The organism is Streptomyces sp. NPDC059452, assembly GCF_042750035.1.
Taxonomy (GTDB): domain Bacteria; phylum Actinomycetota; class Actinomycetes; order Streptomycetales; family Streptomycetaceae; genus Streptomyces.
In genome coordinates this window covers 79,874-104,205 of sequence record NZ_JBHYVE010000029.1, presented here as the reverse complement: position 1 = coordinate 104,205, position 24,332 = coordinate 79,874, and the positions used below count along the sequence as shown (strand labels likewise).

Below are 24,332 nucleotides of genomic sequence, written 5' to 3'. Positions count from 1 at the left end.
CCACCCCCGGCCCCCCCCGGCGGCCGCCCACGCGCGGGGGCGGGGCGCGGCTAAAACCCCGGGGCCCGGCCCTCTGGACTGCCGACGGCTACGCGCTCAGCGAGCGCGAACCGCTCAGTTGTCGTCCTCGTCGATCAGGAACCCACGCATCGGCGACGGCGCCTGCTGCATCGGCTGCGGCGCCTGAGGCCGAACCGGCGCCATCGGCTGCGTCATCGCGGGCGACATCTGCTGCTGCCCACCGTAGGACGGCGCACCGCCCATGGACTGGCCGCCACCCATCTGCTGGCCACCATGGCCACCGTGGTTGGAGCTGCCCATGGAGTGACCCATCGCACCCGCACCGGCCGGAGCCAGCGAGGGGGACGGCGGCAGCGAGGCGGTCGCCGGAGTCCGCGGCGGGGCGAGCGAGTCGTCCGACTGGGTCTCCAGCTGACGCAGCTGGCTCTCCAGGTAGGACTTCAGCCGCGTGCGGTACTCGCGCTCGAAGCCACGCAGGTCCTCGACCTTGCGCTCCAGCGTCGCGCGGGCCGACTCCAGCGAGCCCATCGCCACGCGGTGCTTCTCCTGCGCGTCCCGCTCCAGGGCGTCCGCCTTGGCGCGCGCGTCACGCTCCAGACCCTCGGCACGGCTCCGCGCCTCGCCGACGATCTTGTTGGCCTCGGAACGGGCCTCCGCGATCGCCTGGTCGGCGGTCTGCTGTGCGAGCGAGAGGACACGGGCGGCGCTGTCGCCACCGGGGCCCTGCCCCTGCTGCTGCATCTGCGGCGGCTGCTGCATCTGCTGCATCTGCTGCTGGGGGTGCTGACCCATGGGGCCGCCCATCGGACCGCCCTGCATCGGGCCGGGGCCGTGCGGACCCTGCGGGCCGCCGTGACCGCCCTGGGGGCCGTGGCCGCTGGGACCGGCAGGCAGCTGCGGAGCTCCACCGGGCAGCTGGGGCGGACCCATCTGCGGGGGCTGCTGCTGCGGCGGTCCAGATATGGCGGCGGGGACGGGCGCACCCGGGCGGTCCTGCTGCTCCGGGGGCTTGCGCATACCCTGCTGCTGCTGTTGCTGCTGCTGGTTCTGCGCGGCGGCACGCGTCGCGGCGGCCAGCTTGGCGCGCAGGTCCTCGTTCTCACGGAGCAGACGGGTCAGCTCCGATTCGACCTCGTCGAGAAAGGCATCGACCTCGTCCTCGTCATAGCCTTCTCGGAGGCGGACGGTCGTGAACTGCTTGTTCCGCACGTCCTCGGGGGTCAACGGCATCTCTTCTTCACCTCTACGTAGTCGTCGGCAGTCGGCAAGACCGTATCGCTCACAACCTGACCACAACGCTGATCAGGATGTAGACGATGATCATCAGAACGAAGAAGGACAGGTCGAGTGCCACGCCCCCGAGACGCAGCGGCGGAATGAACCGCCGCAGAAGCTTGAGCGGTGGATCGGTGACAGTGTAGGTGGCCTCAAGTACGACCACCATCGCCTTGCCGGGTTGCCATGAACGTGCGAACTGGAAGACGTAGTCCATGACCAGCCGGAAGATCAGCACGATGAGGAAACACATCAGCGCGATATAGACCACATCCAGTGCGACGCCCATGTCCCGCGCTTCCCTCTCCCCTGGCTCTCGTTGCTCCGGCCTCGTGGCCGGCACCGGCCTCGCGGCCGGGTTGTTCCCGGTGTCGTGTTCTCAGCTCTGGTTGAAGAATCCGCCCTCTGCGATGCGGGCCTTGTCCTCCGCCGTGACATCGACGTTAGCAGGCGACAACAGGAACACCTTCTGCGTCACGCGTTCAATGCTGCCATGGAGCCCGAAGACGAGTCCTGCGGCAAAGTCGACAAGTCGCTTTGCGTCCGTATCGTCCATCTCCGTGAGGTTCATGATCACCGGAGTGCCCTCACGGAAGTGTTCCCCGATGGTACGGGCCTCGTTGTAGGTCCTGGGGTGCAGCGTGGTGATGCGGTACGGCTCCCGCTCGGACACGACCTTGGGCATGATCACCGGTGCGTTCTTCTCCATGTTCGGACGTTCGGGTGTGATGGATGCCACGGGGGCGATCCGGGCGGGTCGCCCGCTTTCCGCGGGGAGCTGAACCGGCTCGCGCTGAGCGGGCGGTTGCACCACTCGTACCGGTTCGTCCCTTTCGCGCTCACGCTCGCGCTCGCGTTCCACCTGGTGTGGCGGCTGGTGCCGGCGCCGCTCTGGCTCCGGCTCGGGCTCGAAGTCGTCATCGGGGTCGAAGCCCCGGCCGTCGTACCCATCGTCCTCCACGAGGCCGAGGTAGACCGCCATCTTGCGCATAGCGCCGGCCATTTCCTGAGTCCTCCGCTCTGTGGTGGATCGGCATTCGTCACCAAGTGCCAGCGATCCACGGTGGTCTGCCCGTTCAGCTGGGGAATGACCATATTTTCTGCTGTGGTCCGACTTGCTTCGCGACGTTACCCGAGCCTGGGTCGGACTCCGAGTACCGCCGTACCGACGCGTACATGTGTCGCTCCGGCCGCCACCGCGTCCTCCAGGTCCGCACTCATGCCCGCGGAGACCATGGTGGCAGCCGGATGACCGGTGCGCAGGCCGGACGCGAATTCCATCAGCCGGTCGAACGCGGCCCGTTGCCGTCCGGCAAACGGTCCGGCGAGCGGCGCCACGGTCATCAGACCGTCGAGCCGCAGCCCCTCGGCCGCGTCGACCGCGGCCGCCAACTCCTCGATCCCGTCCGGCGCGACCCCGCCGCGCTCACCGCGCTCGCCGCTCTCCGCGTCCAGGGCGACCTGGATCAGACAGCCGAGCTCGCGGTCCGCGCGGACCGCGGCGGCCGAGAGGGCCGTGACGAGCTTGATCCGGTCCACCGACTGCACGACATCGGCATAACTCGTCACAGAACGAACCTTGTTCGTCTGCAATTGTCCGACAAAGTGCCATGTCAGGGAAAGATCCGCACAAGCGGTGGCTTTCGGTGCCGCGTCCTGGTCACGATTCTCGGCGACATGACGCACACCCAGTTCGTGCAGGATCCGCACATCGCTCGCGGGGTAGGTCTTGGTGACCACGATCAGGGTCACTTCCTCGCGCTTGCGGCCGGCCGCGGCGCAGGCGGAGGCGATCCTTTCCTCCACCTGTGCGAGGTTCGCCGCGAGTTGAGCCTTACGGTCCGTCATGCCCTATCAGTCCAACCAGACATATCCGGCGAGCCGCCCGGTGGTGCGGTCGCGTCGGTACGAGAAGTGGTCGCCCGATTCACGGGTGCAGACCGGCGAACGGTGCAGGTCGCTCACCCCGAGTGCGGCGAGCTGGGCGTGGACTCCGCCGGTGACGTCCACCGCCGGGGTCCCCCAGCCGGTCTCGGACCAGGTGCCGGGGACGGCTTCGGCGACCTCGGCCCGCATCTCCTCCGGCACCTCGTAGCACCGTCCGCAGACGGCAGGTCCGGTGTGCGCGGTGATCCGGGACGGGTGTGCGCCCAGCGCGGTCATGGACTCGACCACCGCCGGGACGACTCCGGCGACCAGTCCCGGCCGCCCGGCGTGCGCCGCCCCGACGACTCCGGCGACCGGGTCGGCGAGGAGGACGGGGACGCAGTCGGCGGTGAGGACCGCGAGCGCCAGTCCGCGCCGCGTGGTCACCAGCGCGTCCACGGCCGGGATCTCCGCGCCCGCGCCCCAGGGTCCGTCGACCACCGCCACGTCCCGGCCGTGCACCTGGTTCATCCAGACGACCGAGGCCGGGTCGAGGCCGAGCCGACGGGCCGCGCGCTCGCGGTTCGCGCCGACGGCGGCGGGGTCGTCACCGACCGCGCCGCCGAGGTTGAGCTCACCGAACGGAGCGGCGCTCACCCCGCCCCACCGGTCGGTGAAGGCGAAATGAGCGCTGCCCGTGGCGGTGTCCGCCCGATGCTGACCTATCACTTCAAGAAGTCCGGTACGTCCAGCTCTTCGGCCTGGGTGTCCTGGTAGGGACGGGCCGGGGGGACGTGCGGCGGAGAGACCTGCGACAGCGGGCTCTCGCTCGAAGCCGACGCGGGGGCGGGCTCGGCCGGGGCCGGGCTCTCCTCGCGCGGAGGTACGGAACCGAGTCCGCCCGCCGGGCGTGCGGGCTCGGGGGACCTGGCCGGGGCGGCCGGCTCCTCCCGCTTGTTCGTGTTCGCGCCGAGGGCGCTCTCGCGCCGGGCGGGCGGCTGTCCGCCGTCGAACCCCGCCGCGATCACGGTGACGCGGACCTCGTCACCGAGGGCGTCGTCGATGACGGCGCCGAAGATGATGTTGGCCTCGGGGTGCGCCGCCTCGCTCACCAGCTGGGCGGCCTCGTTGATCTCGAAGAGACCGAGGTCGCTGCCGCCGGAGATGGAGAGCAGGACACCGCGGGCGCCGTCGATGGACGCCTCCAGGAGCGGCGAGGAGATCGCCATCTCCGCCGCCGCCACCGCGCGGTCGTCGCCGCGGGCGGAGCCGATGCCCATGAGCGCCGATCCGGCCTCGGACATGACCGACTTGACGTCGGCGAAGTCGAGGTTGATCAGACCCGGGGTGGTGATGAGGTCGGTGATGCCCTGGACGCCCGAGAGCAGCACCTGGTCGGCCGACTTGAAGGCGTCGAGCACGCTGACCTGGCGGTCCGAGATGGACAGCAGGCGGTCGTTGGGGATGACGATGAGGGTGTCGACCTCTTCGCGGAGCTCGGCGATGCCGTCCTCCGCCTGGTTCGCGCGCCGACGGCCCTCGAAGGTGAACGGGCGGGTGACCACACCGATCGTCAGGGCGCCGAGCGAGCGCGCGATGTTGGCGACGACGGGTGCGCCGCCGGTGCCGGTGCCGCCGCCCTCTCCGGCGGTGACGAAGACCATGTCGGCCCCCTTGAGGACCTCCTCGATCTCCTCACGGTGGTCCTCTGCCGCCTTACGACCGACGGCCGGGTTCGCCCCGGCGCCGAGGCCCCGGGTGAGTTCGCGGCCGACGTCGAGCTTGACGTCGGCGTCGCTCATCAACAGGGCTTGTGCATCCGTGTTGATCGCGATGAACTCGACGCCCTTGAGACCGACCTCGATCATTCGGTTGATGGCATTGACACCACCGCCGCCGACACCGATGACCTTGATGACTGCGAGGTAGTTCTGCGGTGCTGCCACGTCGAAGGCCTCTCGCCTCGAGTTACGTGTCGTCGCTCTGCGGGGGAACCGCGGCGACGACTGATGTCGATGGGGACGGTCCGAACGCCGACCCAAACCCTAACGTTCAACTTTAGGGTTACCAGTGTGTCTGCTTCCTGGACTCTTCCGAACAGGACACTAAGTCGACAAGTGGCGCACGTTCAACGAACACGCCGAACCTCCCGTTTTTCTTTTCACCCTATGTGATCACCCGTAGCGCTGACCAACCAGGGTGCTGGCCAGCACAAATGCACGTCAACTCGCCGATACCGCCGGGGCGGTGGGGGCACTCACGTCGAACTGTCCCGCTTTGGGAGCGGCCTTCATCAGAGCCGTGAGAACACGCGCCTTCACCGGCCCGTCCTCACCACTGCCCCAGGTCACCACACGATCCCGGGTCAGCCGCAAGGAGATCCCGTCGTACGAGGTGACCCGTACGGCCACGGTGTCCTCGGCGACACCCCCGGGGAGGTCGCCCGCGACCCGGACCGCTTCCCGCAACAGACGGTCACTGCCGAACCGGCGCAGACCGGCCGACCGCTCGGGGACCAGCTCCAGCAGGGGGACGCCCTCGGGGGCCCGGTCCACCGTGGCGAAACGGACGCCCTTGGCGTCCACTTCGACGAACTTCGCACCCTTTTCGACCAGTAGGACCGGCTTGCGTTCGGTCACCTTAAGGCCGATGCCGTGCGGCCAGGACCGTACGACATCCACCGAGTCGATACGAGGCAGCTTCTGGCGCAACCGGGCCTCCATCGCATCGGTGTCCACGGAGACGAGGGGGGCTCCCATCGGCACCGCGGCAACCGCTTCCACCTCCTGACGGGTCAGCACCTCGACCCCGGTGGTGGAGACGCGTTCGACCCGGAGCCAGGAGGAACCGTAGAGCGCCCAGACAACGAACCCGGTGAGCAGGGCCACCGCGACGCCGGTCAGGATCAGCAGCGTACGGCGGCCGATCCGGCGCTTCACGGGGCCGATGTGCGGCGGCCGGGCGGCGGTGTCCGCCCGCCCCGCTGCGCCGCGCTGGGCGGTCGTCGGTCCGGCCACGCTCGCTCCTTCGCCCGGGCCCGGGGCGTGCGCCCCGGACCCGCACCGCCTCACGCCTGGCGGCGGGAGGCAATCGCTTCGTACACCATGCCGACGAGCAGGTCGTCGGCGTCGCGCCGGCCGAACTCGGCCGCGGCGCGGGACATTTCGTACAGCCGGTGGGGGTCCGACAGCACCGGCAGGACGTTGCCCTGCACCCACTCGGGGGTCAGCGCCGCGTCGTCCACCAGCAGTCCGCCGCCGGCGTTGACCACCGGCTGGGCGTTCAGCCGCTGTTCGCCGTTGCCGATCGGCAGCGGGACGTAGGCGGCGGGGAGCCCGACGGCGGAGAGTTCGGCGACGGTCATCGCGCCCGCGCGGCAGAGCATCATGTCGGCCGCGGCGTACGCGAGGTCCATCCGGTCCACGTACGGTACCGGGATGTACGGCGGCATCCCGGGCATGTTGTCGATTCGCGGCAATTCGTTCTTCGGGCCGACCACATGGAGGATCTGGATCCCGGAGCGCTGGAGCAGCGGCGCGACCCGCTGGACCACCTCGTTGAGGTGGCGGGCGCCCTGCGAGCCGCCGGAGACCAGCAGCGTGGGCAGGTTGGGGTCGAGGCCGAAGGAGGCGCGGGCCTCGGGGCGGACCCGGGCGCGGTCCAGGGTGGCGATGGTGCGGCGCAGCGGGATGCCGATGTAGCGGGCGCCGCGCAGCTTGCTGTCCGGCGTGGAGACGGCGACTCCGTGGGCGTACCGGGAGCCGATCTTGTTGGCGAGGCCCGGGCGGGCGTTGGCCTCGTGGACCACGATGGGCACGCCGACGCGCTTGGCGGCGAGGTAGCCGGGCAGCGCGACGTAACCGCCGAAGCCGACCACACAGTCCGCCTTGGTGCGCTCCAGGACCTGCTCGGCGGCCTTGATGGTGCCGCGCAGCCGGCCCGGGACGGTGATCAGCTCGGGGGTGGGCTTACGGGGCAGCGGCACGGCAGGGATGAGGGCGAGCTCGTACCCCCGCTCGGGTACGAGCCTGGTCTCCAGGCCGCGCTCCGTGCCGAGGGCAGTGATTCCCACGGTCGGGTCCTGCCTGCGCAGGGCGTCTGCGAGGGCAAGCGCGGGCTCGATGTGCCCGGCGGTCCCCCCGCCGGCGAGTACGACATGCACCGAAATTCACCGCTCTCCGGACGGACGCTTCTTGACGCGCCGTCTCATCGTCTTCCATCTCACCCCGGGCCTCCGCATGGCCAGGGCCGCCTTCGCGGCGGGGTCGTCCCGCGCGAAGGCGATCATGAGCCCGACCGCGAACATCGTCGGCAGCAGGGCGGATCCTCCGTAGGAGAACAGCGGGAGCGGGACACCGGCGATCGGCAACAGGCCGAGCACCGCACCGATGTTGATCACGGCCTGGGCCATGATCCAGGTGGTCACGCCTCCCGCGGCATACCTGACGAAGGGGTCCTCCATGCGTCCGGCCACGCGGATACCCGCATAGCCTAGAGCCGCGAACAGGGCGAGCACTGACAGAGTCCCCGCAAGACCCAGTTCCTCACCGGTGATCGCGAAGATGAAGTCGGTGTGGGGTTCGGGGAGTTGACCCCATTTTTCCACACTCGCACCCAGCCCGGAACCGAACCATCCGCCGGAGGCCAGGGCGTAGATTCCGTGGGCGGCCTGCCAGCAGCCGGCCTCCGGGTCGGGTTCGCCGACGATGCCCATGCAGGAGAGCCGGGACATCCGGTTGGGGCTGGTCCAGATCAGCAGGAACGCGATGACGGCGGCGAATCCGAGCACTCCGGCGAAGAGCCGGGTGGGAGCTCCGGCCAGCCAGAGCAGGCCGAACAGGATCGCCGTGAGGATGATCGCGGTCCCCATGTCGCCGCCGAGCATGATCAGTCCGAGCAGCATGAAGGCGACCGGCACGAGCGGCACGAGCATGTGCTTCCACTGGGTCAGCAACCGCTTGTCCTGCTTGCGGGCGAGCAGGTCGGCGCCCCAGAGGATGAGGGCGAGCTTGCCGAACTCGCTGGGCTGGAGCTGGAACGGACCGCCGAGGTAGAGCCAGTTCTGGTTGCCGCCGCGGGAAAGCCCTATCCCCGGCACCTGGACCAGGACCATCAGGAAGACCGTGATCATGAGCATCGGGTAGGCGAGCCCGCGGTGCAGCTTCACCGGCATCCGGGAGGCGAGCAGCATGAGCGCGCCCCCGATGACGGCGGCGACGAACTGCTTGCCGAAGAAGTACGTCGACGACTTGTCGATGCTCAACGCCTTGATCATCGAGGCGGAGTAGACCATCACCAGGCCCAGCACGGTGATCAGAAGGCTGGAGCCGAGGATCACGTAGTAGGCGGTCAGGGGCCGGTCCCAGGCCCGGCGCGCCCGCTCGTAGAGGCGCCGTACGCCACCGCCGCGCGGGGTCCGGGGGGCCGGGGAGCCGCGGCCGGCGCCTCGGGGCGGCGTCGGCCGCCGACTGCGTACGGCGGAGCTCTTCTCGGCCGGCATTGTCGCTGTCCCCTCCACTGCTCGTGCCCGGGGGCGCGGCCCCGGCGCGGAGCCCGGTCGGTCAGGCGCTCGTCTCGGCGCGCGCGCGGACCGCGTCCGCGAACGCCTCGCCCCGCTCGGTGTAGTTGGTGAACATGTCCATGGAGGCGCAGGCCGGGGCCAGGAGTACGGTGTCGCCCGGCCGGGCGAGCCGGGCGGCGTGCTCGACGGCCTCGGACATGGCCCCAGTGTCGGTCCGGTCGAGGTCGACCACCGGGACTTCGGGGGCGTGTCGCGTCAGGGCTTCACGGATCAGCGCGCGGTCGGCGCCCATCAGCACGACCCCGCGCAGCCGCTTCGCCGCGCCGGTGACCAGCTCGTCGAAGGTGGCGCCCTTGGCGAGGCCGCCCGCGATCCAGACGATGGAGTCGTAGGCGGCGAGGGAGGCCTCGGTGGCGTGGGTGTTGGTGGCCTTCGAGTCGTCGACGTAGGCCACTTCGCCGATGTCCGCCACGTGCTCGATGCGGTGGGCGTCGGGGCGGAAGGCGCGCAGCCCGTCGCGGACGGCGGCCGGTTCCACGCCGAAGGCGCGGGCGAGGGCGGCGGCGGCCAGCGCGTTGGCGATGTTGTGCGGGGCGGGCGGGTTCACGTCGGAGACCTCGGCCAGCTCCTGGGCCTGCTTCTGGCGGTTCTTCACGAAGGCCCGGTCGACGAGGATGCCGTCGACCACGCCGAGCTGCGAGGGGCCGGGGGTGCCGAGGGTGAAGCCGATGGCGCGGCAGCCCTCCTCGACGTCGGCCTCGCGGACCAGCTCCTCGGTGGCGGGGTCGGCCGCGTTGTAGACGCAGGCGACGGTGTTGCCCTCGTAGACCCGGCCCTTGTCGGCGGCGTACGCCTCCATCGAGCCGTGCCAGTCGAGGTGGTCCGGGGCCAGGTTGAGGACGGCGGCGGAGTGGGCGCGCAGGGAGGGTGCCCAGTGCAGCTGGTAGCTGGAGAGCTCGACGGCGAGGACGTCGTACTCCTGCTCGCCGAGCACCGCGTCCAGCAGCGATACGCCGATGTTGCCGACCGCCGCGGTGCGCAGGCCCGCCGCTTCGAGGATCGAGGCCAGCATCCGTACGGTGGTGGTCTTGCCGTTGGTGCCGGTGACGGCGAGCCAGGGGGCGGCCTTGCGGCCGTTGGTGCCGCGCAGCCGCCAGGCGAGTTCGACGTCGCCCCAGATGTCGACGCCCGCCTCGGCGGCAGCCAGGAAGAGCGGCTTGTCCGGCTGCCAGCCGGGGGCGGTGACGACGAGTTCCGTGGACGGCGGCAGGGTGGCGCCGTCGCCGAGGCGCACGGTGATGCCGAGCGCCTCCAGTTCGGCCGCCTGCGCGCGGGCGCGCTCGTCGTCGCCGTCGTTGACGACGGTGACGAGCGCGCCGCGCTCGTGCAGGGCGCGGGCCGCGGGGATACCGCTGACGCCGAGCCCGGCGACGGTGACGTGCTTGCCCTGCCAGTCCGCGGTGCTCACTTCTTGGCTGCCCATCCTGCGTAGAAGAGGCCGAGTCCGACGATCACGCACATGCCCTGGATGATCCAGAAGCGGACCACGACAAGGACTTCGGACCACCCCTTGAGTTCGAAGTGGTGCTGGAGCGGCGCCATCCGGAAGACCCGCTTGCCGGTCATCTTGAACGAACCGACCTGGATGACCACGGACATGGTGATCATCACGAAGAGGCCGCCGAGGATGGCGAGCAGGAACTCGGTGCGGGACAGGATCGCGAGGCCCGCGAGGGCGCCGCCGAGGGCGAGCGAACCGGTGTCGCCCATGAAGATCTTGGCGGGCGAGGTGTTCCACCACAGGAAGCCGAAACAGGCACCCATCAGGGCCGAGGCCACGACGGCGAGGTCGAGTGGGTCGCGTACCTCGAAACAGGCGCTGGGGTTGGTCAGGTTGGCCGCGTTGGCGCAGGACTCCTGGAACTGCCAGAGACCGATGAAGGTGTAGGCGCCGAAGACCATCACCGAGGCACCGGTGGCCAGTCCGTCGAGGCCGTCCGTGAGGTTCACGCCGTTGGACATGGCGAGGATCATGAACAGCGCCCAGACGCAGAACAGCACCGGGCCGATCGACCAGCCGAAGTCCTCGACGAACGAGAGCCGGTCGGAGGCGGGGGTGTTGCCCCGGGAGTCCGCGAACTGGAGCGAGAGCACCGCGAAGGCGATGCCGACGATCAGCTGGCCGGCCATCTTCGCCTTGGCCCGCAGCCCGAGCGAACGCTGCTTGACGATCTTGATGTAGTCGTCGAGGAAGCCGACGAGCCCCATCCCGGCCATCAGGAACAGCACGAGGATGCCGGAGTACCGGATGTCCTCGCCGGTGATCACCTTCGCGAGGAAGTACGCGATGATCGTCGCCAGGATGAAGGCGATGCCGCCCATCGTCGGCGTGCCCTTTTTGCTGCCGTGCGTGCGCGGGCCGTCGTCCCGGATGAACTGCCCGTATCCCTTGCGGGCCAGCAGCTTGATCAGCAGCGGGGTCCCGACCAGGGTCAGGAAGAGCCCGATGGCCCCCGCGAAGAGGATCTGCCTCATCGGCCGGCGACCTCGCCCTCGGTCGAGTTCTCCAGCAGTGCCTGGGCGACCTTCTCCAGGCCGACCGACCGGGACGCCTTCACCAGCACGACGTCTCCCGGGCGCAGTTCACTGCGCAACAGGTCGACGGCCGCCTGTGCGTCGGACACGTGCACCGACTCCTCACCCCACGAACCCTCGTTATATGCGCCCAGTTGCAGCCAGGAGGCTTCTCTCCCCCCGACAGCGACGAGCTTGCTGACGTTGAGCCGGACGGCGAGCCGTCCGACCGCGTCGTGCTCGGCGAGCGACGCGTCACCGAGCTCGGCCATCTGACCGAGCACCGCCCAGGTGCGCCCCCCGTCGGCCGCTCGGGCCTGGCCCATGGCGGCCAGCGCACGCAGTGCGGCTCTCATGGATTCGGGGTTCGCGTTGTAGGCGTCATTGACGACCGTCACACCGTCCGGACGCTCGGTGACCTCCATGCGCCAGCGGGAGAGGGTGCCCGCCTCCGAGAGCGCCTCGGCGATCTCGGTCACGGACATGCCCAACTCATGGGCGACGGCGGCCGCGGCGAGCGCGTTCGACACGTGGTGCTCACCGTACAGGCGCATGGTCACGTCGCTGCACCCGGTGGGTGTGTGGAGCTCGAAGGCGGGCCGCCCGTCGGGGGTCATCCGGACCTTCTCGCCCCGTACGTCCGCATCCGGGTCTTCTCCGAAGAGCAGAACCCGGGCCCTGGTGCGCGCAGCCATCGCGCGTACGAGGTGGTCGTCGGCGTTGAGCACGGCGCAGCCGTCCTCGGGGAGCACCTCGACCAGTTCGCCCTTGGCCTGGGCGATCGCCTCCCGGCTGCCGAACTCCCCGAGGTGGGCGGAGCCGACGTTGAGGACCAGGCCGATGCGGGGCGGGGTGAGGTCGGCGAGGTAGTGGATGTGCCCGATGCCCCGGGCGCCCATCTCCAGGACCAGGTGCTGGGTCTCGGGGGTGGCGCGCAGGGCGGTGAGCGGCAGGCCGATCTCGTTGTTGAGGGAGCCCGGCGTCCAGACGGTCGGACCGTGGCGCTGGAGGAGCTGCGCGATCAGGTCCTTGGTGGACGTCTTGCCCGCGGAGCCGGTGAGCGCGACGACGGTGGTGCCGAGGCGTTCGACGACGGTACGGGCGAGGGCGCCGAGCGCGCCGACGACGTCGTCCACGACGATCGCCGGAACGCCGACGGGACGGGCGGCCAGGACGGCTGCCGCGCCCGCCTCGACGGCGCGCTGCGCGTAGTCGTGGCCGTCCACCCGCTCGCCGGCGAACGCGGCGAACAGGGTGCCGGGTCCGGCCTCGCGGGAGTCGATGACGACGGGGCCGGTGACGGTGACTGCCGGGTCCGGTATGTCGTGCGGCTGCCCGCCGACGATTTCGGCGATCTCGGCGAGGGAAAGGGTGATCACTTGGTCATCCCTGACTGTTGTTCTCGTGGTGAGGGGCACGGTCCGCGGCGCCACTGCGCCCCAGGGACCGCTCGATGGCGTCGTGCAGGACCTTGCGGTCGTCGAAGGAGCGTACGACCCCGTGGATGTCCTGGCCCTGCTCGTGGCCCTTGCCCGCGACGAGGACGGTGTCGCCGGGTTCGGCGCGGGCGACGGCGGCGGCGATGGCGGAGGCCCGGTCGGCGTCGACCAGGACGTCGCCGCGTTCGTGGACGGGGACCTCGGCGGCGCCGGAGAGCATCGCGGCGAGGATCGCGAGGGGGTCCTCGGAGCGGGGGTTGTCGGAGGTCAGTACGGCGGTGTCGGCGAGGCGGGCGGCCGCCGCGCCCATCGGGCCGCGCTTGGTGGTGTCGCGGTCGCCGCCGCAGCCGAGCACGATGTGCACCCGGCCCTCGGTGACCTTCTGCAGGGAGCGCAGTACGGACTCGACGGCGTCGGTCTTGTGCGCGTAGTCGACGACGGCGAGGTAGGGCTGTCCTGCGTCCACCCGCTCCAGCCGTCCCGGGACCCCGGGGACGGCCGCGATGCCGTCGGCGGCGGTCTGCGGGTCGACGCCCGCTACGGCCAGGGTGACGATCGCGGCGAGGGTGTTGGCCACGTTGAACGGGCCGGGCAGCGGGGCGCGGGCGGCGATCCGCTCGCCCCCCGGGCCGACGGCGGTGAAGGTGCTGTCCTGCGGGCCGACCTTGACGTCCTCGGCGTGCCAGTCGGCGTCCGGGTGGCCCTCGGCGGAGAAGGTGGTGACCGGGACGCCGGACTCGCTGATGAGCCGGCGGCCGTACTCGTCGTCGAAGTTCACCACGCCCCGGTGGGAGCGCTCGGGGGTGAAGAGCTGCGCCTTGGCCTGGAAGTAGTCCTCCATGCCGGAGTGGAACTCCATGTGCTCCGGGCTGAGGTTGTTGAAGACGGCGACGTCGAAGACGCAGCCGTCGACCCGGCCGAGCACGAGGGCGTGGCTGGAGACCTCCATGGCGACGGCCTCGACGCCGCGTTCGCGCATGACGGCGAACAGGGCCTGGAGGTCGGTGGCTTCGGGGGTGGTGCGCTCGGACTTGATGCGCTCGTCGCCGATGCGCATCTCGACGGTGCCGATGAGTCCGGTGGCCCGGCCGGCCGCGCGCAGTCCGCCCTCGACCAGGTACGCGGTGGTGGTCTTGCCGGAGGTTCCGGTGATGCCGATCTGGAGGAGACCGATGCCGGGCCGCCCGTAGATGTCGGCGGCCAGCTCGCCCATGACGGCGCGCGGGTCCTCGGCGACCAGGACCGGCAGCCCGGTGGCGGCGGCGCGTTCGGCGCCCGTCGGGTCGGTGAGGACGGCAACGGCGCCGAGGCCCGCGGCCTGGGCGGCGAAGTCGGCGCCGTGGAGGCGGGCGCCGGGCAGGGCCGCGTACACGTCTCCGGGGCGCACGGCCCGCGAGTCGTGGGTGATGCCGGTGACCTCACCGGATCCGGCCGCTTCGACGCCGAGCCGGCCGGCCAGCTCGCCGAGGGGGGTGGGCCGGAGCCGGTCCGGTCGGGGCGCTCCCGGGTAGGTCACAGGCGCGTCCTTCTGGGTGGTTTGGGACTGATCAGCGTGGGGCACGGCGGTGAGCGTACCGGGCCGGTGCGGGCTCTCGCGAAGCGAGGGACCGGGTCCCGGGAAGTTCTCGTTCCGGTTCCCGGGATCGGGGGTGATGGTTGTCACTGAGGGTTCCCTTGGGGAGATGCTCGCGCATCCCCGTGTTCACTCGCCGGGTTTGAAGGACACCGGCAGCCGGGGCGGCTCGCTGCCGGACGGTGGTACCTGGAGCGTCTTGAGTGCGAACTCCATGACCTGCTTGTGGATCGGGCCGCAGATCTGGCCGCCGAAGTAGCTTCCCTTGGTGGGGTTCTGGATCGCGCAGTAGACGGTGATCTGCGGATCGTCGGCCGGGGCGAACCCGGCGAAGGAGGCGGTGTAGCCCTTGTAGACGCCGCGCACCGGGTCGACCCGGTTGGCGGTGCCGGTCTTGCCCGCGCCCCGGTAGCCGGGGATGGCGGCCTTGGTGCCGGTGCCCTCCTGGTCGCCGACGACGGATTCCAGCATGGCCGCCAGGGTCTTGGCGGTCTTCTCGCTGACCACCCGGGTCTCCTCGGGGGCCGGGGCGGGGGTGAAGCGGCCGTCGGCGCCCTTGCTCCCGCGGACGAGCGTGGGGGCGATCCGTACGCCGCCGTTGGCGATGGTGGAGTAGACCGAGGCGGCCTGGACGGCGTTGACCGAGAGGCCCTGGCCGAAGGGGATCGTGTACTGCTGCGAGGTCGACCAGTCCTTGGGGTGGGCGAGGAGGCCGGGCGACTCGCCGGGGTAGCCGAGCCCGGTCGTCGCGCCGAGGCCGAACTTGCGCAGGTAGTCGTAGAGGACCTGGTTGGACTCTGCCTGGGTCTTGCCGAGCTGACCGGTCGCCAGGATGGTGCCGATGTTGCTGGACTTGGCGAGGACCCCGTTGAGCGTGAGGTACCAGGTGGGGTGGTCGACGTCGTCCTTGAAGAGCCGGTCGCCGCGGTGCAGCCGGTTGGGGACGGTGACATGGGTGCCGGGCGTGGCGGCCCCCTCCTCCAGCACGGCGGCGATCGACATGACCTTGCTGGTGGAGCCGGGCTCGTACACGTCCTGGAGGGCCGCGTTGCCGAGCGAGGCCGAGGTGGCCTGGGAGAGGTCGTTGGGGTCGTAGCCGGGCGCGTTGGCCATGGCCAGCAGCTCGCCGGTCCGGGTGTTCTGCACGATGACGTAGCCGCGGTCGGCCTTGGACTTGGCGACCTGGTCGCTGATGGCCTTCTGGGCGGCCCACTGGATGTCGCGGTCGATGGTCAGCTCGATGTCGGAGCCGGGCACGGCCGGGATCTCGCTGCCGCCCGCCGTGGGGACGCGGCGGCCGCCGGACTGGGCGTAGCGGATCTTGCCGTCCTCGCCCGCGAGCTCCTTGTCCAGCTGCGATTCGATACCGCCGCCGCCCTTGCCGTCGGCGCTGACGAATCCCAGTATCCCGGCGGCGAGGTCCCCGTTGGGGTACACGCGCTTGGTGGTCGGCTCCTGGAGGACCCCGGCCAGCACGTTGGCGCCCGCGCCGCCGTTGCGCTCGTCCTCCAGGGCCTTCTCGGCGAAGACGGACTTGAGGTCCTTGATCTGCTTCCAGACCTGGGGGGTCTGCCGGTACGCGAGCACGGTGTAGCGGCTCTTGGGGGCCGAGAGCTTCTTGACGAGCTCGTCGACGTCCTTGCCGAGGATCGGGGCGAGCAGGGCGGCGGCCTGCTGGGGCGCGTCGGGGGCCTTGCTGTCCTCGGGCGTGAACATCTTCGGGTCGGCCGTGATGTTGTGCGCGTCCACGCTGGTGGCCAGCGCGACGCCCCTGCGGTCGGTGATCTCCCCGCGCTCGGCGGCGACCGTGTACTCCAGGTAGCGGTTCTTCTCGGCCTTGGCCGCGTACGCGCTGGCGTCGACGGCCTGGACCTGGAGCAGCCGGGCCACGAAGAGCAGCATGATCAGCGTCAGCCCGAGGCTGACGAGCCGCAGCCGGGGGCGCGGGCTGCCCAGGCGCAGCGAGCGGGGCGCGCGCCCGCGTGCGGTGGTGCGGCCCGGGGCGGGGCGGGGGCGGCGGGCCGGGGGGCGCGCGCCGGAGCGGCCGTTGGCCCCGCTGCGGGGGCGCGCCGGTCCGGGTACGCGGCGGCGCGGCGGTTCCTTGGGCGGCACTGCGTCACCTGCCGGGGGTGGTCGGGGGTGCGGACGGCGGGGTGTTCTCCGCTGCTGGGGTGGGGGTGGCGCCGGGTTCGGCACCGGCTTCCGGCGTTGCCTCGGGGGCTTCCGGCGCGGTCTCGGGGGCTTCTTGCGCGGAGGGGGCGGGGTCCGCTCCGTCGGCCGGGGCGCCGGCAGCGTCTTCGTCCTCGGCCCCGTCCTCGGAGGTCGGCCCGGGACTCGGGGTGGGGCTGGGCGAGGGCGGTGCGGTGGCCTCCGTGGGGACCCCCCGGACCGTGCCGTCGGGGTTGAGGAAGGCGGGGCTGCCGCCGGGGACCATGCCGAGTTCCCGGGCGCGGCGCTCCAGGGCGTCGGGCTGGGAGTAGCTGTCGACGTCGCGCTGGAGTGCCTGCTGCTCGTCGGTGAGTTCGGTGGTGTCCCGTTTGAGCTTGCTGAGCCTGAACGATCCTTCGTTGAGCGCGGAGTTCAGCAGGAGCAGGGTGATGAGTCCGCCGCCCAGGAGGAGGACGACCAGCAGGACGAAGGGGGTGCGGGCCGCGCTGCTGGGCGACGCGGACGGCATCAGCCGGGCAAGCCGTCCGGCGCGCCCCTTCAGCGGTGCGGCCGGTCTGCTCACCGCGCGCCCCCCGTGGTGCTCATCGCTCGTCCTCCCGGATGCGCTGGGCGCCGCGCAGCCGGGCGGGGGCGGCGCGCCGGTTCTCGGCGACCTCCTCCTCGGTGGGCAGCTCGGCACCCCGGGTGAGGAGCTTGAGGCGGGGCTGGTAGCGCTCGGGGACGACGGGCAGGCCGGGGGGCGCGGTGTTGGCGGCGCCCGCCGCGAAGACCTGCTTGACCAGCCGGTCCTCCAGCGAGTGGTACGAGAGCACGGCGATCCGGCCGCCGACCGCGAGGCTCGCCACGGCCGCCGGGATGGCCTGCTCCAGGACGCTGAGCTCGCCGTTGACCTCGATGCGCAGGGCCTGGAAGGTCCGCTTGGCCGGGTTGCCCCCGGTGCGCTTGGCGGCCTGCGGGAGCGAGTCGCGGATCAGCTCGACGAGCCGGGCACTGTTGCTGAACGGCTCCTTCTCGCGCTCGCGCACGACGGCGGAGACGATCCGCTTGGCCTGCTTCTCCTCGCCGTACGCCCGCAGGATCCGCACCAGCTCGCCTGGCGGGTAGGTGTTGAGCACCTCGGCCGCGCCGATGCCGGTGGACTGGTCCATGCGCATGTCGAGCGGGGCGTCCTGGGCGTACGCGAACCCCCGGTCGGCCTCGTCGAGCTGCATGGAGGAGACGCCGAGGTCGAAGAGGACGCCCTGGACCTTGGGGACGCCGAGCCGGGCGAGTACGTCGGGGAGTTCGTCGTAGACGGCGTGGACGAGGGTGGCGCGGTCGCCGTAGGGGGCGAGCCGTTCACCGGAGAGCCGCAGGGCTTCCTTGTCGCGGTCCAGGGCGATCAGCCGGGCGGTGGGGAAGGCCGCCAGCAGGGCCTCGCTGTGGCCGCCGAGGCCGAGGGTGCAGTCGACGACCACGGGCTCGGGGTGGGCCGGGTCCTGGAGAGCCGGGGCCAACAGGTCCAGACACCTCTGGAGCATCACCGGGACGTGTCGGGTCTGGCTCAATGCGCCCTCTCAGGCTCTGTCCCGCGCGGCCGGTACGTACGTCCTGGTCCCCGCCCGCTCCGAAGGGGAGGTCCGCCGGCGCCGGGGAAGGGGCGTCGGCCGACCGGGAGCGGGAGAGGGCCGGGCCGCACGTACGCCGCACATCACGGGGGAAAAACGGAAATATGCAGGAGGTGCAGGGTGTGCGGAGTGGGGTTCTACGGGGGTTGTGCGGGTCTTCGTACGGGGTTCAGAGGTGGTGACTTCGCGTTACTTTAGTCCACCCTGCCATTCGATCGATTCGCGATCAACGAACCGGGCAGCGAGTCGCGCCACCCGTCCGGAAGCGGCGACACCACCCGAACGGGCGCGTTTCCTGGTGCTTGTGGGTTAGCTCACAACAAGGTGCGTTGACGTTCTTTGTCCGCTCTCACAGCCCACCCCGGCCAGGTGGGAAGGCTAACGTCGTAGCCATGTCGACTTCCGCTCACTCCCCCGCCGAATCCGTGACGTCCACCGCCGCGGCGCTCCGCGTGGGGGGCCAGGTCACCGACCAGCTGGTCGAGGCGAACTCCCGGTACGCCAAGGGCTTCCGTGACCCCGGCATGGACGCCAAGCCGGTCCTCCAGGTCGCCATCGTCGCCTGCATGGACGCCCGTCTCGACCTCCACGCCGCGCTGGGTCTCGAACTCGGCGACTGCCACACCATCCGCAACGCGGGCGGCGTCGTCACCGACGACGTCATCCGCTCGCTCACCATCAGCCAGCGGGCGCTCGGCACCCGCAGCATCGTCCTCATCCACCACACCGGCTGCGGCCTGGAGTCCATCACCGAGGAGTTCCGGCAGGACCTGGAGCGCGAGGTCGGCCAGCGGCCGGTCTGGGCGGTCGAGGCCTACACGGACGCCGACCAGGACGTACGTCAGTCGATGCAGCGGGTGCGGACCTCCCCGTTCCTCCTGCACAACGACGACATCCGCGGCTTCGTCTTCGACGTGACGACCGGTCTGCTCCGCGAGATCCAGCCCACGCCCTGACCTTCCGCGCCCTCCGTCCGCCCCGCCCCGTCCGGCGCCCGCCCCGCCCGTTCCGCAGCTCACCGTGTGCGAAACGTGACAGAAACCGACATATCGCACCCACTTATCCACAGGCGAGTGACACGAAGCGGTAACGGCAACAAGAATGCGGGTGTGACCTCTTCCGGGCCTTCCGGAGGAGTGTCCGAATTTCGGGGTGGGCCGGGCGGGCTGTGCGCGCGTCGGCCCATGCGTAAAAGGGCCGAGGAGGGCCGGGTGACGACCTATGACGACCGATCGAGCCTCACAGATCTGACCACCACAGCGGAGCGGGTGCGCAGGTCGGTGGAGGGTGTGATCGAGGGCAAGCCCGAGGTCGTACGGCTTTCGCTGACCGTGCTGCTCGCCGAGGGACACCTCCTCATCGAGGATGTTCCCGGCGTCGGCAAGACCATGCTGGCCAAGGCCCTGGCACGGTCCATCGACTGCTCGGTGCGCCGCATCCAGTTCACGCCGGACCTGCTGCCGTCCGACATCACCGGGGTGTCGATCTTCGACCAGCAGCGCCGCGACTTCGAGTTCAAGCCCGGCGCGATCTTCGCCCAGATCGTGATCGGCGACGAGATCAACCGCGCCTCGCCGAAGACCCAGTCGGCGCTGCTGGAGTCGATGGAGGAGCGTCAGGTCACCATCGACGGGCAGACGTACGAGCTGCCCGACCCCTTCATGGTGGTGGCCACCCAGAACCCGGTGGAGATGGAGGGCACCTACCCGCTGCCCGAGGCCCAGCGCGACCGCTTCATGGCCCGGGTCTCCATCGGCTACCCCAGCCCGGAGGCCGAGCTCCAGATGCTCGACGTGCACGGGGGCCTCTCCCCGCTGGACGACCTCCAGCCGGTGGCGCACGCCCACGACATCGTGAAGCTGATCGACGCGGTCCGTGCGGTGCACGTCGCCGACGCCGTACGGCGGTATGCGGTGGAGCTCGTCGGGGCCACCCGCGGCCACCCGGATCTCAGACTCGGCGCCTCGCCGCGTGCGACGCTGCACCTGCTGCGCGCCGCGAAGGCCTCGGCGGCCCTCGCGGGCCGGGACTACGCCCTGCCGGACGACGTCCAGGCGCTGGCCGCCCCCGTGCTCGCCCACCGGCTGCTGCCCACCGCGCAGGCCCAGCTGAACCGGCGCACGGCGGAGCAGGTGGTGCAGGAGATCATCCAGCGCACCCCGGTCCCGACCTCGGCCGGCGGCGCCGTACCCCCGGCGCAGGGCGGTCCGCTGTACGGGCAGCAGCCCGGCGCCCGGCGGCTGTGATGACGGCCGGCGAGCCCGGCGCCGTGCAGGACGGCTCCAGCAAGGGCGGCCTGCGCGCGTCCCTGGGCGGCCTCACCACCCGGGGGCGCTCGTTCCTCGCCGCCGGGGTGGCCGCCGCCGCCTGCGCCTACGTCCTGGGCCAGGCGGACCTGCTGCGGGTCGGGCTGCTGCTGGCCGTGCTGCCCCTGGTGTGCGTGATCGTGCTCTACCGCACCCGGTACCGGGTGACGGGCACCCGGTGGCTCTCCCCCACCCGGGTGCCCGCGGGCTCGGAGGCCCGGGTGCACCTGCGGATGGACAACGTGTCCCGGCTCCCCACGGGGCTGCTGATGCTCCAGGACCGGGTGCCGTACGTGCTGGGGCCCCGGCCCCGGTTCGTGCTGGACCGGGTGGAGGCGGGCGGCCGGCGCGAGGTGTCCTACCGGGTCCGCTCCGACCTGCGCGGCCGCTATCCGCTGGGCCCGTTGCAGCTGCGGCTCAGCGACCCGTTCGGGATGTGCGAGCTGACCCGTTCCTTCAGCGCGTACGACACCCTCGTCGTCATCCCGCGTACGGTGCCGCTGCCCGCGCTGCGGCTCGCGGGCGAGGCCTCGGGGTACGGCGACGGGCGTCAGCGCTCGCTCGCCCTCGCCGGGGAGGACGACATCATTCCGCGCGGCTACCGCCACGGCGACGACCTGCGGCGCGTCCACTGGCGCTCCACCGCGCGCTACGGCGAGCTGATGGTGCGCCGCGAGGAACAGCCGCAGCGGGCCCGCTGCACGGTGCTGCTGGACACCCGGCAGATCGCCTTCGCGGGCGCCGGGCCGGACTCGGCGTTCGAGTGGGCGGTCTCGGGGGCCGCCTCCGCGCTGGTGCACATGCTGGAGCGCGGCTTCGCCGTACGGCTGCTGACGGACGACGGGAGCGCGGTGCCCGGCGAGGGTTCCGACGGCTTCGCGGGCTCGACCCAGGAGTCCGCGGACTCGGCGGGCCTGATGCTCGACACCCTGGCGGTCGTCGGCCACTCCGACGGCGGCGGGCTCTCGCGCGCCCACGACGTGCTGCGCGGCGGCAACGAGGGACTGCTGATCGCCTTCTTCGGCGATCTCGACGAGGAACAGACCTCGGTCGCGGCCCGGATGCGGCAGCGGACCGGCGCGGCGGTCGCCTTCGTCCTGGACAGCGCCCACTGGACGGGCGGCAGCGACATCCTGGCAGGCCCCGCAGCCCCGGCCGAGGAGCGGCTGCGGCAGCTGCGCGAGGCAGGCTGGGTCGTGGTCCCGGTACCGCCCGGGGCCGATCTGCCCGCGCTGTGGCAGCTCGCGGGACAGATGCGCACCGACACACAGCCCGCCGGGAGCGGCGGTTCGACAGGTTTCCCGGGGGGATGGTCATGAGCGGGCGGGCCCGGCTGGCGCTCTGCGCCTTCGCGGCGACACTCCTGGCGTCGGGGGCGCTGCTCCCGCTGGTGGAGGGGGCGGGCTGGGTCGTACAGGCGGCGCTGCTGCTCGGGGTCCAGAGCGGGGTGGGCGCGCTCGCGCGCCGGGTTCCGCTGGCCCGGTCGCTGACCGTCGCCGCCCAGGCGCTGGTGACCCTGCTGCTGCTGACCGTGGTGTTCGCCCGGGACCAGGCCCTCTTCGGGGTGCTGCCGGGTCCGGATGCCTTCGTACGGCTCGGCGAGCTGCTGGTGGCGGGCGGCGAGGACGTCGGTACGTACGCCATCCCGGCCCCGATGACGGACGGCATCCGGCTGATGGTGGTCGGCGGGGTGGTGCTGATCGGGCTGGCGGTGGACGCCCTCGCGGTGACCTTCCGCAGCGCGGCCCCGGCCGGGCTGCCGCTGCTCGCGCTCTACTCGGTGGCCGCCGGGCTCGGCGACGGCGGGACGGGCTGGCTCTGGTTCCTGCTCGCCGCCTCCGGCTATCTGCTGCTTCTGCTGGCCGAGGGCCGCGACCGGCTCTCCCAGTGGGGGCGCGTCTTCAGCGGCGCGGGACGGACCTCCGGGGGGCTGGCGGACGGGCTGTCCGGCCGCGGCGGCGCGGCCGCACCGGTCCGCACCGGGCGGCGCATCGGCGTACTGGCCCTGGGCATCGCCCTGGTCATCCCGCTGGCTCTCCCCGCCCTGGACAGCGGTCTGCTGGCCGGACAGGGCCGGGGGAGCGGCAAGGGCAGCGGTGGCGGCACCATCTCCGCGGTGAACCCGCTGGTGTCGCTGAAGGACAACCTCAACCAGCCGGACAACCGGGAGGTGATGACCTATCGCACCAACGCCCAGGACCCGCGGGAGCTCTATCTGCGGATTCTCTCCCTGGACGCGTTCAACGGCAGCGAGTGGCGCTCCTCCACCCGCCGTCTGACCGATGTGCCCAACCGCCTCCCGGCCCCCGTCGGGCTGAGCGGGGACGTCGCCACCACGGAGATCCGGACGAACATCTCCGCATCGCCCTCGTACCAGCAGAACTATCTGCCGCTCCCCTACCCGGCGAGCGAGGTGTCCATCGACGGCCGCTGGCGGTACGAGCCGGAGGGCCGCACGCTCATCGGCGACAACGGGCAGAACACCGGCGGAGCGCAGTACGAGGTCAGCAGCCTGGTCGTCGAGCCGACGGCGGCGCAGCTGGCGGCGGCCGGTCCACCGCCGCAGAAGCTGCTGGAGGAGTACACCCAGGTCCCCGATTCGCTGCCGGACGTGGTCGCCGAGACCGCCGAGCAGGTCACCGAGGGCTCGGCCAACGCCTACGAGCGGGCCGTGAAGCTCCAGGACTGGTTCACCTCGGAGGGCGGCTTCACGTACAACACGTCGGTCAGTTCGGGGACCGGGTCGACGGCCATAGCGCGGTTCCTCCGTGACAAGGAGGGGTTCTGCGTCCACTTCTCCTTCACGATGGCCGCGATGGCCCGGACGATGGACATACCGGCCCGGGTCGCGGTGGGCTTCACCCCGGGCACCCTCCAGGCGGACGGCTCGACCTCGGTCGGGCTGCGGGACGCGCACGCCTGGCCCGAGCTGTACTTCGAAGGTGTCGGGTGGACCCGGTTCGAGCCCACCCCGAGCCGGGGCAACACTCCGGCGTACACCCTGCCGGAGACCCCGACGGGCGATGCGAGCGATCCGGCGGAGCCCTCGGCCGAGGCCTCCGCCGCCCCGTCCCAGGAGCCTTCCGCCCCGGAAAGCTGCTCGCCGCTGATGCGCCAAGAGGGTGAGTGCGGCCCCTCCGCCGCTCCCGGTCCGATGTCCGGGAGCGGGGGCGGCACTCCGGCCGGCACCGTGCTGCTGGTGGTTGTCGGGGCCCTGCTGGTCCTGCTGCTGCCCCTGGCTCCGCTGCTCTTGCGGACCCGGGCGCGAAACCGGCGGCTGGGTTCCGGGGGCCGTACGCCCGCGGACGCGGCGGCCAGGGTCCTGGCCGCCTGGCAGGAGATCACCGACAGCGCCTGGGACTACGGCATCGCGCCGGACGAGTCGCTGACGCCCCGGAAGGCCGCGGCCAGGATCGTACGGCTGGGGAAGCTGGACATCATGGCGGCCGAGGCCGTGCACCGGATCGCGGGCGCGGTGGAGCAGGTGCTGTACGCCCCCGAGCCGCGTCCCGCCTCCGGTCTGACCGAGGACGCGCTGACGGTACGGGCGGGGCTGGAGGCCTCGGCGGGCCGGGGCGCACGGCTGCGGGCGAAGCTGGCACCCCGCTCGGCCGTCCGGGTGGCCTGGGCGGTCTCGGACCGGTGGGCGACGCTCGTCCAGCGGTGGACGGCCCGTCCGGGGCGCGGTCGCTGGACGGCCCGGCTGCGCCGCCAGCACGGCTGAGTAGAGTACGGAGGGGGCCTGGGCCCGGACCGCATGGGTCCGGGCCCAGGCCCCCCTCCGTAACTCCGTAACGCAGCCCTCATGGGGCGACAGCTGTGCCGGGCAGGGAACAGGGAACGGCTGAGGGGCGGGCGCCGAAAATCGGGCCCCCCCCCCCCAAAAGGGTGGTTCGTGATGGCCGGCAACGGCGTCCCCCCCCAGAGGGCGGGGCCCCGGCCCGTGTATTAGGGAATGGGCCAGTTGGTGGGCGCGGGGCG

General features: G+C 71.6%; 20 protein-coding genes. 4 read left to right on the top strand and 16 right to left on the bottom strand.

Going from position 1 to position 24,332, the window contains the following annotated elements; translation table 11 throughout:
- Window positions 1-114 precede the first annotated feature (114 nt).
- The 16 genes from ACFW9Z_RS30260 to rsmH all read right to left on the bottom strand — a co-directional run bounded on the left by ACFW9Z_RS30260 (window position 115) and on the right by rsmH (window position 17,985).
- Complete coding sequence (locus tag ACFW9Z_RS30260) at window positions 115-1,251, bottom strand: DivIVA domain-containing protein (RefSeq protein ID WP_384645779.1); 1,137 nt, start codon at window positions 1,249-1,251, stop codon at window positions 115-117.
- Between the two features lie 49 nt (window positions 1,252-1,300).
- Complete coding sequence (locus ACFW9Z_RS30255) at window positions 1,301-1,585, bottom strand: YggT family protein (RefSeq protein WP_006123846.1); 285 nt, start codon at window positions 1,583-1,585, stop codon at window positions 1,301-1,303.
- Window positions 1,586-1,675: 90 nt separating this feature from the next.
- On the bottom strand, window positions 1,676-2,299 hold the full coding sequence (locus tag ACFW9Z_RS30250; RefSeq protein WP_384645777.1) for a cell division protein SepF: 624 nt from the start codon (window positions 2,297-2,299) through the stop codon (window positions 1,676-1,678).
- 125 nt (window positions 2,300-2,424) lie between these two features.
- Window positions 2,425-3,144, bottom strand: coding sequence for a YggS family pyridoxal phosphate-dependent enzyme (locus ACFW9Z_RS30245; RefSeq protein ID WP_384645776.1), 720 nt, complete (start codon window positions 3,142-3,144; stop codon window positions 2,425-2,427).
- Between the two features lie 6 nt (window positions 3,145-3,150).
- Entirely contained in the window at window positions 3,151-3,891 is a 741-nt protein-coding gene (gene pgeF / locus ACFW9Z_RS30240; protein ID WP_384645775.1) for a peptidoglycan editing factor PgeF, read from the bottom strand.
- The gene (ftsZ, locus tag ACFW9Z_RS30235) at window positions 3,888-5,108 is read right to left on the bottom strand and encodes a cell division protein FtsZ (RefSeq protein ID WP_384645774.1); all 1,221 of its coding nucleotides are present in this window, start codon (window positions 5,106-5,108) and stop codon (window positions 3,888-3,890) included. Before ftsZ ends, pgeF begins: the two co-directional genes overlap by 4 nt.
- A 276-nt stretch (window positions 5,109-5,384) precedes the next feature.
- Complete coding sequence (locus ACFW9Z_RS30230) at window positions 5,385-6,179, bottom strand: cell division protein FtsQ/DivIB (protein ID WP_384645773.1); 795 nt, start codon at window positions 6,177-6,179, stop codon at window positions 5,385-5,387.
- Between the two features lie 50 nt (window positions 6,180-6,229).
- A complete protein-coding gene (gene murG / locus ACFW9Z_RS30225) occupies window positions 6,230-7,324 on the bottom strand; it encodes an undecaprenyldiphospho-muramoylpentapeptide beta-N-acetylglucosaminyltransferase (protein ID WP_030564134.1) in 1,095 nt (364 codons plus the stop codon).
- A 6-nt stretch (window positions 7,325-7,330) separates the two neighbouring features.
- On the bottom strand, window positions 7,331-8,662 hold the full coding sequence (gene ftsW / locus ACFW9Z_RS30220) for a putative lipid II flippase FtsW (protein ID WP_384645772.1): 1,332 nt from the start codon (window positions 8,660-8,662) through the stop codon (window positions 7,331-7,333).
- A 61-nt stretch (window positions 8,663-8,723) separates the two neighbouring features.
- Complete coding sequence (murD, locus tag ACFW9Z_RS30215) at window positions 8,724-10,166, bottom strand: UDP-N-acetylmuramoyl-L-alanine--D-glutamate ligase (protein WP_384645770.1); 1,443 nt, start codon at window positions 10,164-10,166, stop codon at window positions 8,724-8,726.
- Window positions 10,148-11,218, bottom strand: coding sequence for a phospho-N-acetylmuramoyl-pentapeptide-transferase (gene mraY / locus ACFW9Z_RS30210; RefSeq protein ID WP_384645769.1), 1,071 nt, complete (start codon window positions 11,216-11,218; stop codon window positions 10,148-10,150). Before mraY ends, murD begins: the two co-directional genes overlap by 19 nt.
- Window positions 11,215-12,636, bottom strand: a complete 1,422-nt coding sequence (gene murF, locus ACFW9Z_RS30205; protein WP_384645768.1) for a UDP-N-acetylmuramoyl-tripeptide--D-alanyl-D-alanine ligase — start codon at window positions 12,634-12,636, stop codon at window positions 11,215-11,217. Before murF ends, mraY begins: the two co-directional genes overlap by 4 nt.
- A gap of 4 nt (window positions 12,637-12,640) precedes the next feature.
- Entirely contained in the window at window positions 12,641-14,359 is a 1,719-nt protein-coding gene (locus tag ACFW9Z_RS30200; protein ID WP_384645767.1) for a UDP-N-acetylmuramoyl-L-alanyl-D-glutamate--2,6-diaminopimelate ligase, read from the bottom strand.
- 39 nt (window positions 14,360-14,398) lie between these two features.
- On the bottom strand, window positions 14,399-16,381 hold the full coding sequence (locus tag ACFW9Z_RS30195) for a peptidoglycan D,D-transpeptidase FtsI family protein (protein WP_384645766.1): 1,983 nt from the start codon (window positions 16,379-16,381) through the stop codon (window positions 14,399-14,401).
- A 4-nt stretch (window positions 16,382-16,385) separates the two neighbouring features.
- Complete coding sequence (locus ACFW9Z_RS30190; protein ID WP_384645765.1) at window positions 16,386-17,000, bottom strand: septum formation initiator family protein; 615 nt, start codon at window positions 16,998-17,000, stop codon at window positions 16,386-16,388.
- A gap of 19 nt (window positions 17,001-17,019) precedes the next feature.
- Complete coding sequence (gene rsmH / locus ACFW9Z_RS30185) at window positions 17,020-17,985, bottom strand: 16S rRNA (cytosine(1402)-N(4))-methyltransferase RsmH (protein ID WP_384645764.1); 966 nt, start codon at window positions 17,983-17,985, stop codon at window positions 17,020-17,022.
- A 452-nt stretch (window positions 17,986-18,437) separates the two neighbouring features.
- On the opposite strand from rsmH, the gene ACFW9Z_RS30180 reads away from it, so the two are divergent.
- The 4 genes from ACFW9Z_RS30180 (at window position 18,438) to ACFW9Z_RS30165 (ending at window position 24,075) form a co-directional block, all read left to right on the top strand.
- On the top strand, window positions 18,438-19,001 hold the full coding sequence (locus ACFW9Z_RS30180) for a beta-class carbonic anhydrase (RefSeq protein WP_384645762.1): 564 nt from the start codon (window positions 18,438-18,440) through the stop codon (window positions 18,999-19,001).
- 255 nt (window positions 19,002-19,256) lie between these two features.
- A complete protein-coding gene (locus tag ACFW9Z_RS30175) occupies window positions 19,257-20,291 on the top strand; it encodes an AAA family ATPase (protein ID WP_384645761.1) in 1,035 nt (344 codons plus the stop codon).
- Complete coding sequence (locus ACFW9Z_RS30170; RefSeq protein ID WP_384645760.1) at window positions 20,291-21,670, top strand: DUF58 domain-containing protein; 1,380 nt, start codon at window positions 20,291-20,293, stop codon at window positions 21,668-21,670. Before ACFW9Z_RS30175 ends, ACFW9Z_RS30170 begins: the two co-directional genes overlap by 1 nt.
- On the top strand, window positions 21,667-24,075 hold the full coding sequence (locus ACFW9Z_RS30165) for a DUF3488 and DUF4129 domain-containing transglutaminase family protein (RefSeq protein WP_384645759.1): 2,409 nt from the start codon (window positions 21,667-21,669) through the stop codon (window positions 24,073-24,075). The genes ACFW9Z_RS30170 and ACFW9Z_RS30165 overlap by 4 nt, the downstream gene beginning before the upstream one ends.
- Window positions 24,076-24,332 lie beyond the last annotated feature (257 nt).